The 11,867-nt window shown below is 67.0% G+C and carries 9 protein-coding genes; all 9 read left to right on the plus strand.

Features of this window, described 5'->3' with window-relative positions:
- The first annotated feature begins 296 nt into the window (after positions 1–296).
- The 9 genes from ACWPW1_RS12465 to ACWPW1_RS12505 all read left to right on the plus strand — a co-directional run bounded on the left by ACWPW1_RS12465 (position 297) and on the right by ACWPW1_RS12505 (position 11,805).
- The gene (locus tag ACWPW1_RS12465; protein ID WP_059315046.1) at positions 297–1,460 is read left to right on the plus strand and encodes an isovaleryl-CoA dehydrogenase; all 1,164 of its coding nucleotides are present in this window, start codon (positions 297–299) and stop codon (positions 1,458–1,460) included.
- Between the two features lie 10 nt (positions 1,461–1,470).
- The gene (locus ACWPW1_RS12470; protein ID WP_454253052.1) at positions 1,471–3,078 is read left to right on the plus strand and encodes a carboxyl transferase domain-containing protein; all 1,608 of its coding nucleotides are present in this window, start codon (positions 1,471–1,473) and stop codon (positions 3,076–3,078) included.
- A gap of 3 nt (positions 3,079–3,081) precedes the next feature.
- Entirely contained in the window at positions 3,082–3,882 is an 801-nt protein-coding gene (locus tag ACWPW1_RS12475) for an enoyl-CoA hydratase-related protein (RefSeq protein WP_454253053.1), read from the plus strand.
- Entirely contained in the window at positions 3,879–5,813 is a 1,935-nt protein-coding gene (locus ACWPW1_RS12480) for an ATP-binding protein (RefSeq protein ID WP_454253054.1), read from the plus strand. Before ACWPW1_RS12475 ends, ACWPW1_RS12480 begins: the two co-directional genes overlap by 4 nt.
- Positions 5,810–6,724: a hydroxymethylglutaryl-CoA lyase gene (locus tag ACWPW1_RS12485; protein ID WP_454253055.1), complete on the plus strand. Its 915-nt coding sequence runs from the start codon at positions 5,810–5,812 to the stop codon at positions 6,722–6,724. The genes ACWPW1_RS12480 and ACWPW1_RS12485 overlap by 4 nt, the downstream gene beginning before the upstream one ends.
- 90 nt (positions 6,725–6,814) lie before the next feature.
- Positions 6,815–7,846: a LacI family DNA-binding transcriptional regulator gene (locus tag ACWPW1_RS12490; protein ID WP_454253056.1), complete on the plus strand. Its 1,032-nt coding sequence runs from the start codon at positions 6,815–6,817 to the stop codon at positions 7,844–7,846.
- A gap of 309 nt (positions 7,847–8,155) precedes the next feature.
- The gene (locus tag ACWPW1_RS12495; RefSeq protein WP_271654998.1) at positions 8,156–9,511 is read left to right on the plus strand and encodes an MFS transporter; all 1,356 of its coding nucleotides are present in this window, start codon (positions 8,156–8,158) and stop codon (positions 9,509–9,511) included.
- A gap of 18 nt (positions 9,512–9,529) precedes the next feature.
- Complete coding sequence (gene gudD / locus ACWPW1_RS12500; protein WP_454253057.1) at positions 9,530–10,888, plus strand: glucarate dehydratase; 1,359 nt, start codon at positions 9,530–9,532, stop codon at positions 10,886–10,888.
- 206 nt (positions 10,889–11,094) lie between these two features.
- Positions 11,095–11,805 (plus strand): YfdX family protein, encoded by a 711-nt coding sequence (locus tag ACWPW1_RS12505; RefSeq protein WP_454253058.1) that lies wholly within the window; start codon positions 11,095–11,097, stop codon positions 11,803–11,805.
- Positions 11,806–11,867: the final 62 nt, after the last annotated feature.

The following is an 11,867-nucleotide window of genomic DNA, read 5'->3' on the forward strand; positions in this document are numbered from 1 at the left end:
AGGCACAGGCGCGCCGCCTTCCTCTCGCGGTCGCCACGACAAGAATAATGAACAGGAGGACGGACCATGCGCGCCCTGGCGCCCGCGTCCCGCACCCGCGCCCCGCGCGCATCCTTGCTTTGGCGTTGGCAGCCCTGGCCGACGGTTTTCCAGCGTCCGCCTGCGCGCCACGCCCGCTCCTGGCCATCAGTGCTGCCCCGCCCTGTTTCTTTCAGCCCCGCGCCGTACCGGGCGACCCCGTGCGCGCCTGATCGGCTGACCGCTCTCACCCGACAATCCCAACAACAGGTGACCCCATGAGCTATCCGAGTCTCAACTTCGCCCTGGGCGAGACCCTCGATCTGCTGCGCGATCAGGTGCGCACCCTGGTCACACGCGAGGTGGCACCGCGCGCGGGCGAGATCGATGCCAGCAACAGTTTCCCCATGGACCTCTGGCGCACCTTTGGCGACCTCGGACTGCTTGGCATCACCGTGGGGGAAGAATACGGCGGCTCGGGACTTGGCTACCTGGCGCACGCGGTGGCCATGGAGGAGATCAGCCGCGGCTCGGCTTCGGTGGCCCTCTCCTATGGCGCCCACTCCAATCTCTGCGTCAACCAGATCCATCGCAACGGCACCGCCGCGCAGAAGGCGCGCTACCTGCCCAGGCTGGTCAGCGGCGAGCACATCGGCGCCCTGGCCATGAGCGAGCCCAATGCCGGCTCGGACGTAGTCTCCATGAAGCTGCGCGCCGAGCGGCGTGGCGATCGCTTCGTGCTCAATGGCAGCAAGACCTGGATCACCAACGGCCCCGATGCCCATACCTATGTCATCTATGCCAAGACCGAACCGGAACAAGGCGCCCATGGCATCACCGCCTTTATCGTCGAGCGTGACTGGACCGGTTTCAGCCGCGGCAGCAAGTTCGACAAGCTGGGCATGCGCGGCTCCAACACCTGCGAGCTGTTCTTCGACGACGTCGAGGTGCCGGAGGACAACGTGCTGGGACAGGTGAACGGGGGCGTGAAGGTGCTCATGAGCGGCCTGGACTATGAGCGGGTGGTCCTCGCCGGTGGTCCGGTGGGCATCATGCAGGCCTGCCTGGACGTGGTCCTGCCCTATATCCACGACCGCCGGCAATTCGGCCAGAGCATCGGCGAATTCCAGCTGATCCAGGGCAAGGTGGCCGACCTCTACACCGGCCTCAATGCCAGCCGCGCCTATCTCTATGCCGTGGCCCAGGCTTGCGACCGTGGCGAGACCACCCGCAAGGACGCTGCCGGGGTGATTCTCTACACCGCCGAGAAGGCCACCCAGATGGCCCTGGAAGCCATCCAGATCCTGGGTGGCAACGGCTATATCAACGAGTACCCCACCGGCCGCCTGCTGCGTGACGCCAAGCTCTACGAGATCGGCGCCGGCACCAGCGAGATCCGCCGCATGCTGATCGGGCGCGAGCTGTTCAACGAAACCCGGTGAGGAGCCCTCCATGACCGTGCTGACCTCCACCCTGAACCGCCGCACCCCGGACTACCAGCGCAACGCCGCCGCCATGGCCGAGCAACTGGCCCGGCTCGACCAGCTCCTGGCGCGCATCCGTGAAGGCGGCGGCGCCAAGGCCCAGGCGCGCCATACCGGCCGCGGCAAGCTGCTGCCCCGCGAGCGCATCGACCAGCTGCTGGACCCCGGTTCGCCCTTTCTGGAAATCGGCGCCCTGGCGGCCCTCGACGTCTATGAGGACGAGGTGCCGGCGGCCGGGGTGGTGGCCGGTATCGGCTGCATCGAGGGCGTCGAGTGCATGATCATCGCCAACGACGCCACCGTGAAAGGTGGCTCCTATTATCCGCTGACGGTGAAGAAGCACCTGCGCGCCCAGGCCATCGCCCTGCAGAATCGCCTGCCCTGCCTCTATCTGGTGGATTCCGGCGGTGCCAACCTGCCGCGCCAGGAGGACGTGTTCCCTGACCGCGAGCACTTCGGGCGGATCTTCTTCAACCAGGCGACCATGAGCGCCCAGGGCATCCCGCAGATCGCCGTGGTGATGGGCTCCTGCACGGCCGGCGGGGCCTATGTGCCAGCGATGAGCGACGAGACCATCATGGTCCGCCAGCAGGCCACCATCTTTCTCGCTGGCCCGCCGCTGGTGAAGGCCGCCACCGGCGAGGTGGTCACCGCCGAGGAACTGGGCGGCGCTGATGTCCATTGCCGCATTTCCGGCGTGGCCGACCACTATGCCGAGAACGACACCCATGCCCTGGCCCTGGCGCGGCGCTGCATCGCCAACCTCAACTGGCGCAAGCTGGGTGACCTGCAGCTCAAGACGCCAGTCGCCCCGCTGTATCCGGCCGAGGACCTTTACGGCCTGGTCCCGGCCGATCCCAAGCAGCCACTGGAGGTACGCGAGGTGATCGCCCGGCTGGTGGACGGCAGCGTCTTCGACGAATTCAAGGCGCAATTCGGGACCACGCTGGTCTGTGGCTTCGCCCATTTGCAGGGTCATCCGGTAGCCATCCTCGGCAACAACGGCATCCTCTTCGCAGAATCGGCGCAGAAAGGCGCGCACTTCATCGAACTGGCCTGCCAGAGACGCATCCCTCTGCTCTTCCTGCAGAACATCACCGGCTTCATGGTCGGCAAGAAATACGAGGAAGGCGGCATCGCCAAGCACGGCGCCAAGCTGGTCACCGCGGTGGCCTGCGCCCGGGTGCCCAAGTTCACCGTGATCATCGGCGGCAGCTTTGGCGCCGGCAACTACGGCATGTGCGGTCGCGCCTACGATCCTCGCTTCCTGTGGATGTGGCCCAACGCACGCATCGGCGTGATGGGTGCCGAACAGGCGGCCGGGGTGCTGGTGCAGGTCAAGCGCGAGCAGGCCGAACGTGCCGGCGAGCCCTTCGACGATGACGAAATCACGCGCATCAAGGCGCCCATCGTCGAGCAGTACGAGCGCCAGGCCCATGCCCACTATTCCAGCGCGCGGCTGTGGGACGACGGGGTGATCGACCCGGCCCAGACCCGCGAGGTCCTCGCCCTGGCCCTGTCGGCCAGCCTCAACGCCCCTCTCGAGCCGACGACCTTCGGCGTCTTCCGGATGTAGGCCATGACTGACTTCCACACCCTGGATCTGACCCGCGACCCGCGCGGCTTCGCCACCCTCTGGCTCGACCGTCCGGACCGCCACAACGCCCTGGATGCACGGATGATCGCGGAGTTGGGCACAGTGCTCACCGAGATCGCCGCCGATGCCGAGCTGCGCTTTCTGCTCGTACGCGGGCGCGGCCGGCACTTCTGTGCCGGCGCGGATCTCGCCTGGATGCAGGCATCCGCCACCCTGGACGCGGCCGCCAACCAGGCCGACACCGAGCGCCTGGCCGAGGTGATGTATCGCCTGCAGGCCTTGCCGATGCCCACCCTCGCCGTGGTGCAGGGCGCAGCCTTTGGCGGCGCCGTGGGTCTGGTCAGTTGCTGCGACCTCGCCGTGGCTGCCAGTGACGCCACCTTCTGCCTGTCGGAGGTGCGCATCGGCCTGGTGCCCGCCGTCATCGGCCCCTTCGTCATCCGCGCCCTGGGCGAACGGGTGGCACGGCGCTACATGCTGGGAGCCGAACGCTTCTCCGGCGCGCGCGCGGCCGAGCTGGGCCTGGTGGCCGAGATCGCGCCCGCTACCGACCTGGAAACCCTCGTGGACGCCTGGATCGCCCGCTTGCTGGACAACGGCCCTCAGGCCTTGCGGGCCTGCAAACGGCTGCTGGCCGGCGCCGGCGATGGTGTGCCGAGCCCCGCTGTGCGCCAGTTCACCGAGGGCCTGATCGCCGCGGTCCGCGTCACCCCTGAAGCCCAGGAAGGCCTAGCCGCCTTCCTGGAAAAGCGCCGCCCCGCCTGGCAGGAGACCACGCCATGACCTTCGACCGTCTGCTCGTCGCCAACCGAGGCGAGATCGCCTGCCGGGTGATGCGCACCGCCAAGGCCCTGGGCCTGGGCACCGTCGCCGTGCACAGCGCCATCGACGCCAGGGCACGCCATGTGCGCCAGGCCGACCTGGCGGTAGACCTCGGGGGCGCCAAGCCGGCCGACAGCTACCTGGCCGGCGAGCGGATCATCGCCGCCGCCCTCGCCATCGGCGCCCAGGCCATCCATCCGGGTTATGGCTTTCTGTCCGAGAACGCCGCCTTCGCCGAGGCGGTGGCCGCGGCGGGACTGGTCTTCGTCGGGCCACCCGCCGCGGCGATTCTCGCCATGGGCAGCAAGTCCGCAGCCAAGGCGCTGATGACCGACGCCGGAGTACCCCTGGTGCCGGGCTATCACGGCGAGGACCAGTCCCTGGCCACCTTTCGCGACGCCGCGGCGCGCATCGGCTATCCGGTCCTGCTCAAGGCCACCGCCGGCGGTGGCGGCAAGGGCATGAAGATCGTCGAGCGCGAAGCGGACCTGGCCGAAGGTCTCGCCTCCGCCCAGCGCGAAGCGCTCTCGGCCTTTGGCGATGCGCGGATGCTGGTGGAGAAGTACGTGCTGCAACCGCGTCACGTGGAGATCCAGGTCTTCGCCGACGGGCACGGCCATTGCCTCTATCTCAACGAACGCGACTGCTCCATCCAGCGCCGCCACCAGAAGGTGATCGAGGAGGCCCCCGCGCCCGGCCTCACACCTGAGCTACGGCGGGCCATGGGCGAAGCCGCGGTACAGGCGGCCCAGGCCATCGGCTATGTGGGCGCCGGCACCGTGGAATTCCTGCTCGACGCCCGCGGCGACTTCTTCTTCATGGAAATGAATACCCGGCTGCAGGTCGAGCATCCGGTCACCGAGGCCATCACCGGCCTGGATCTGGTGGCCTGGCAATTGCGCGTCGCCGCCGGCGAGGCGCTGCCCCTCACCCAGGCCCAGGTGCCCCTGCACGGCCATGCCATCGAGGTACGGCTCTATGCCGAGGACACCGACCAGGGCTTTCTGCCAGCGTCGGGCACCCTGCAGCTCTATCGCGAGCCGACGCCCGGTCCGGGGCGGCGCGTGGACAGCGGCGTGGAGGAAGGCGACGAGGTATCGCCCTTCTATGACCCCATGCTGGCCAAGCTCATCGCCTGGGGCGACAGCCGCGAACAGGCGCGCCAGCGACTGCTGGCCATGCTTGATCAAACCGCGGTGGGCGGCTTCGCCACCAACCTCGCCTTCTTGCAGCGCCTGCTTGCTCATCCAGCCTTTGCCGCGGCCGAGCTGGATACCGGCTTTATCGAGCGTTACCGGGATGCCTTGCTGCCCGCGCCCGGGGAGCTACCGGAGGCCTTCTGGACCCTGGCGGCCCAAGCCTGGCTGGCGACGCTGCCGGCCGCTGCCGATCCGACGTCGCCCTGGGCTTCCCGCCAGGGCTGGCGCCTGGGTGGACCGCCACTTGTCTCGCTACGCCTGGCCTGTCGCGGCGAAGTGCGCGCCGTCACCCTGCCCGGTTCGGCGGCGGTGGAGCTGCGCGGTGATCGCCTCCATTGGCAAGCGGACGGCATCCGCCAGAGCGCCCGCTTCTATCGCCGTGGCCAGACACTGTTCCTCGCATGGGAGAATCGTTTCGAAGCCGTCACCTGGGCCGATCCCCTCGCCGAGGTCGCGCGCCAGGCGGATGCCGGTGGGCTCACGGCGCCGATGAACGCCAGTGTGGTAGCCGTCTCGGTGGCGGTGGGCGACAGCGTGGACGCCGGTACGCCGCTGGTGGTCCTGGAGGCGATGAAGATGGAACACAGCATCCGCGCACCCCGCGCCGGCGTCGTGGCCGCGCTGCTCTGCAGCCCTGGCGAACTGGTGGCCGAGGGCACACCCCTGGTGGAACTGGAGGAGTCGGCATCATGAGCGATGCCCTGCCGTCCCGGGTGCGGGTGGTCGAGGTCGGGCCACGCGATGGCCTGCAGAACGAACCCCAGGCGCTTGGCACTGCCGAGCGCATCCAGCTGTGCGAGACCCTGGTCGCCAGCGGCGTGCAACATCTGGAAGTGGGCAGCTTCGTTTCGCCCAAGTGGGTGCCGCAGATGGCGGGGACCGCCGAGGTACTGGCGGGACTCGGGCAGCCGGCGGGCGTGGTCCGTTCGGTACTAGTGCCCAATATGAAAGGCTTCGAAGCCGCCGTAGCAGCGGGGGTAGATGAAATCGCCGTCTTCGCCGCCGCCTCGGAGGGCTTCTCCCAGCGCAACATCAACTGCTCCATCGCCGAGAGCCTGGCGCGCTTCGTGCCGGTGGTCGAGGGCGCGCGGGCGGCGGGGATCCGGGTGCGAGGCTATGTATCCTGCGTGCTGGGCTGCCCCTACGACGGCGAGATCGCACCTGATCAGGTGGCCAGCGTGACGCGCGAGCTGCTGGAGCTGGGCTGCGCCGAAGTCTCCCTGGGCGATACGATCGGCGTCGGTACCCCCGGCCGAACCCGAGCGCTCTGGCAGCGGCTGGGGCAGGAGGTGCCGCTCACCCGGCTGGCCGGGCATTTCCACGACACCTATGGCCAGGCCCTGGCCAATGTCTATGCCAGTCTGCTCGAAGGCGTCGCGGTGTTCGACAGCGCCATCGCCGGCCTGGGGGGCTGCCCCTATGCCCAGGGCGCCAGCGGCAATGTCGCCAGCGAAGACCTGGTCTACTTGCTCGACGGCCTGGGCATCGCGACCGGCCTCGACCTGGACCGACTCATCGGCGTAGGCCAGGCGGTCACCAATACCCTGGGGCGCCGCTATGGATCCCGCGTGGGGAGCGCTCGCGCCACGTCGGCCGCCCGCTAACGTCTCCGTTTACAAAGCGGCAGCGGTCAGCCATGGCAAGCGTCGGAGCTTGCTTCCATAATGACCGTTTATCCGCTCCAAGGATCTGTTTTGGCCAGGAAGTCCCGACGCGAACTCGCCCAGCTCGATGGCACCGAGCTGCCCCTCACCGTCCGCGAGGTCGCTCTCGCTGCCGGAGTGTCGCCCATTACCGTATCCCGGGCGCTGCACCGCCCGACCCTGGTGAGCGCTGCCACCCGCGAGCATGTCCTGGCCGTGGTCAAGGAGCTGGGCTACGTGCCCAATCTGCTGGCGGGCAGCCTCGCCTCCAGCAAGAGCCGGCTGGTGGCCATCCTGTTGCCCACCATCGCCAACTCCATCTATGCCACGGTGGTGCAGGCGATCATGGAACGCCTCACCGAGGCCGGCTATCAGGCGCTGATCGGGCCCACCGGCTATTCCCCGGAAAAGGAAGAGGAGCTGCTCGAAGCCATCCTCGGCCGCCGACCCGATGGCATCGTACTTACCGGGACCCTGCACACCCCGGCGAGTCGCGAGCGCTTGGCGGCGCTGAACGTTCCGGTGGTAGAGGCCTGGGATCTGAGCGAAGAAGCCCTGGACATGCAGGTGGGCTTCTCCCATGAGCAGGTCGGCGTCGCCCTGGCCGACCACTTCGTCGCCCGCGGTTATCGCCGCTTCGGGGTGATCTCGGTGGACGATCCCCGTGCCATGCGCCGCAACCTGGCACTGCAAGCGCGGCTGGCCGCCCTGGGCGTCACCGAGGTGCCCATGGAAGTCCTGCCCCTGCCGGCCACCTGGGAGGTCGGTCGCATCGGCCTCGCGCGGTTGCTGGCAAGGCCCGAGCCCCCGGAGCTGGTGCTATGCAGCTCCGACACCCTGGCGCTGGGCGTGGTCGCCGAGGCTACCAGCCGCGGCTTGAGCATTCCCGAGCAGCTGGCCGTGATCGGCTTCGGCGACACCACCAATGGTCGTTTTGCCAATCCGGCGCTGTCCACGGTCAGCGTCAACGCCGACGCCATGGGTCACCGCGTCGCCCAATCGCTGCTCGATCGGCTGGCCGGCGATCAGCGGACCGTCCGCCTGGATACCGGCTTCGTACTGATCGAACGGCAGAGCTCCTAGTGTGATATTCCAGGCGTCACCCGCACCATTTTGACGGCACTTTTTTTGATCTGGCAGGCGTCGCCCTTCTTGCAACAGCGCCGCCATGACTCGTCATGGCGCCTGGCGCAGATCGCCAACCGCTCAACCGTGCCTGTGCGATTTTTCGAAGCACCACGCTGATCAGCTTTTTGCGCTCCGCCACAGATTTACCAGTTGAATGATAGCGTTATCTGTTTAATGATAACGCTATCGTTGTCAGACGACTTACAACCTAAGGCCGCTGCTCGATCTCCGCCCGCACACAAAAACAACCAGTGGGAAATATCCATGCAAGACACCAAGCAGACGCGCGTCCGCTATCTGATCCTGTTCATGCTGTTCGTGGTGACCACGATCAACTATGCGGACCGCGCTACCATCGCCATCGCCGGCTCCAGCCTGCAGAAAGACCTTGGCATCAGCGCCGTCTCCCTCGGCTACGTCTTCTCCGCCTTTGGTTGGGCCTATGTGCTCGGTCAGATCCCGGGCGGCTGGCTGCTCGACCGCTTCGGTTCGAAGAAGGTCTATGCCGCGAGCATCTTCACCTGGTCGGTGTTCACCCTGCTGCAGGGCTACATCGGTGAATTCGGCATCGGCACCGCGGTATTCCTGCTGTTCGCCCTGAGATTCATGGTCGGTCTGGCCGAAGCCCCCTCCTTCCCCGGCAACGCCCGCATCGTCGCCGCCTGGTTCCCCACCAAGGAGCGCGGTACCGCCTCGGCCATCTTCAACTCCGCGCAATACTTCGCCACCGTGCTGTTCGCGCCGCTGATGGGCTGGATCGTCTACACCTTCGGCTGGCAGCACGTCTTCGTGGTGATGGGCGTACTGGGCATCGCCTTCTCGGCAGTCTGGATGGCGGTGATCTACAGCCCGCGCGAACATCCTCGCGCCAATGCCGCCGAGGTCGAGTACATCGCCAGCAACGGCGGCCTGGTCGACCTGGATACCCCCGGCAAGAAGAGCGAGGGTCCGAAGTGGAGCTACATCGGCCAGCTGCTGACCAACCGCATGATGGCCGGCATCTACCTCGGCCAGTTCTGTATCAACGCCCTCACCTACTTCTTCCTCACCTGGTTCCCCGTGTACCTGGTGCAGGAACGCGGCATGACCATTCTCAAGGCCGGCATCATCGCCTCCCTCCCGGCGATCTGCGGCTTCATCGGTGGCGTGCTGGGCGGGGTGATCTCCGACTACCTGCTGCGTCGTGGCAACAGCCTGAGCGTGGCGCGCAAGACCCCCATCGTCGCCGGCATGCTGCTGTCGATGAGCATGATCCTGTGCAACTACGTCGACGCCGACTGGATGGTGGTGGGCTTCATGGCCCTGGCCTTCTTTGGCAAGGGCATCGGCGCCCTGGGCTGGGCGGTGGTCTCCGACACCACGCCCAAGCAGATCGCCGGTCTTTCGGGTGGCCTGTTCAACACCATCGGCAACCTGTCCTCCATCAGCACCCCGATCATCATCGGCTACATCATCGCCGCCACCGGCTCCTTCAAGATGGCCCTGGTGTTCGTCGGTGCCAACGCCCTGGTGGCCGCCATCAGTTACCTGTTCGTCGTGGGCGAGATAAAACGCGTCGAGTTGCGCGGCGTCACCACGCCGCCTGCCGAAGCCCCGCTCGCCGCTGAAACCTCTCGCTGATCGACAAGGAGCCCGACCATGACTCAATTCAATGCCTCCCCAGCCCTGCACACCGGCACGCCCGTGGTCACCTCGCTGGAGGTCGTTCCCGTTGCCGGCCAGGACAGCATGCTGCTCAACCTCAGCGGCGCCCACGGTCCCTATTTCACCCGCAACGTGCTGATCCTCAAGGACAACGCCGGTCGCACCGGCGTGGGCGAAGTACCCGGCGGTGAGACCATCCGCCAGACGCTGGAAGACGCCCGCAAATTCCTCATCGGCCAGCCGCTGGGCCAGTACCAGCGCATCCTCGGCCAGGTCCGCCAGGCCTTTGCTGGCCGCGATGCCAGCGGCCGCGGCCTGCAGACCTTCGACCTGCGCGTCACCATCCATGCGGTGACCGCCATCGAAGCCGCTCTGCTCGACCTGCTCGGTCAGCACTTGGAGGTACCCGTGGCCGCCCTGCTTGGCGAAGGCCAGCAGCGCGATGCCGTGGAGATGCTCGGCTACCTGTTCTATGTCGGCGACCGCAACAAGACCACCCTGGACTACCGCAGCGAAGCCGAAAGCGACGACGCCTGGTTCCGCGTGCGCAACGAAGAAGCGCTGACTCCCGAGACGGTGGTACGCCTGGCCGAGGCCGCCTATGACCGCTACGGCTTCAAGGACTTCAAGCTCAAGGGCGGGGTGCTCAGCGGCGACGCCGAGATCGAGGCGGTCACCGCCCTGGCCGAGCGCTTCCCCGAGGCGCGCGTCACCCTGGACCCCAATGGCGCCTGGTCGCTCAAGGAAGCCATCCGCCTGTGCCGCGACCAGCACCACGTGCTGGCCTATGCCGAAGACCCCTGTGGCGCCGAGAACGGCTACTCCGGTCGCGAAGTCATGGCGGAGTTCCGTCGCGCCACCGGCCTGCCCACCGCCACCAACATGATCGCCACCGACTGGCGCCAGATGGGCCATGCCATCCAGCTGCAATCGGTGGACATCCCCCTGGCCGATCCGCACTTCTGGACCATGCAGGGTTCGGTGCGGGTGGCGCAGATGTGCAACGACTGGGGCCTGACCTGGGGTTCGCACTCCAACAACCACTTCGACATCTCCCTGGCCATGTTCACCCATGTCGCCGCCGCGGCGCCGGGCAAGATCACCGCCATCGACACCCACTGGATCTGGCAGGACGGCCAACGCCTCACCCGCCAGCCGCTGGAGATCAAGGGTGGCCTGGTCGAGGTGCCGCAGCAGGGTGGCCTGGGCGTGGAACTGGACCTGGACGCCCTCGCCCGCGCCCACGAGCTGTACAAGACCAAGGGCCTGGGTGCGCGGGACGACGCCATGGCCATGCAATTCCTCTCGCCCAACTGGACCTTCGATAACAAGAAGCCCTGCCTGGTGCGCTGAGCCGCTTCCGCCCGCCAGCAACGACCGCTCCGAGCCTTCGGGGCGGTCGCCTCTTCCGCTACAGCCTCCCGAAATACCTGGTTACAGCTACCGATAGCCTGCTAAGCGTTCGTTAAGCTCACCGGATCGACACTGAACTCACGGTATCTCGCAGCCCCGCCCGATACCTCCGCGGTTCCAGTCACTTTCGTATTCGGGAGAAGCACATGAACCTCAATCGTCGTATCGCCAAGAGCCTCCTCGTCCTGACCATCGCCTCGGTGTTTTCCACCGCCGCCCTGGCCGATGCCCGTCCCGACGTTGCCAGCCAGCAGGTCGCCACCCTGCCGGCGATCTCCCAGCAAGGCCAATCGGCCTTCAAGGACGTGATCGCCGCACGCCAGGATCTCTTCGAAGGTCACGTCGATCAGGCCAAACAGCAACTGCGCGCCGCTGAAAGCGCGTTGCAAACCGCCCAGACCGACAAGACCGTCTATATGAGGGCCGCCAAGGACCTGCGTGGGCAGACCGGCCAGGCGGTCCCGGTAGCGGAGCAGGACGCCAAGGCCACCGCCTGGCTACCGATCTGGAGCGGCATGACGCTCAGGGACGACTATGTCGCCACCCCCGCCAAGAATCAGGCCGTGGCCCAGGCCAGTGACAAGATCCAGCACGGCGACACCCAGGGCGCCAGCGAGATCCTCAAGGTGGCCGGTGTCGATGTCGACTACTCCACCGCCGTACTGCCCGCCCAGGAGGCCCTGGACCTTGTTCACAGGGCCAATCAGGAACTGGCCCACGAGCAGTTCTGGCAGGCCGGACTGACACTCAAGCAGGTGCAGAGCAGCCTGAAATACGACAACGCCAACGTCGACGTGACCCCCACCAGCTGGTTCTCCAGGACCACCTCGATCTTCACTCCGGTCGACAAGACCTGAGCAGACCCTCGCCCGCCGGGACCTTGCCTCCCGGCGGATTTCCCCAAGGACTGAACAGCCTG

The organism is Pseudomonas sp. Marseille-Q7302 (genome assembly GCF_965111925.1).

Coding starts and splice junctions, on each gene's coding strand:
- ACWPW1_RS12465 (WP_059315046.1), top strand. CDS start 297: ATGAGCTATCCGAGTCTCAACTTCGCCCTGGGCGAGACCCTCGATCTG.
- ACWPW1_RS12495 (WP_271654998.1), top strand. CDS start 8,156: ATGCAAGACACCAAGCAGACGCGCGTCCGCTATCTGATCCTGTTCATG.
- ACWPW1_RS12505 (WP_454253058.1), top strand. CDS start 11,095: ATGAACCTCAATCGTCGTATCGCCAAGAGCCTCCTCGTCCTGACCATC.
- ACWPW1_RS12470 (WP_454253052.1), top strand. CDS start 1,471: ATGACCGTGCTGACCTCCACCCTGAACCGCCGCACCCCGGACTACCAG.
- gudD (WP_454253057.1), top strand. CDS start 9,530: ATGACTCAATTCAATGCCTCCCCAGCCCTGCACACCGGCACGCCCGTG.
- ACWPW1_RS12475 (WP_454253053.1), top strand. CDS start 3,082: ATGACTGACTTCCACACCCTGGATCTGACCCGCGACCCGCGCGGCTTC.
- ACWPW1_RS12485 (WP_454253055.1), top strand. CDS start 5,810: ATGAGCGATGCCCTGCCGTCCCGGGTGCGGGTGGTCGAGGTCGGGCCA.
- ACWPW1_RS12480 (WP_454253054.1), top strand. CDS start 3,879: ATGACCTTCGACCGTCTGCTCGTCGCCAACCGAGGCGAGATCGCCTGC.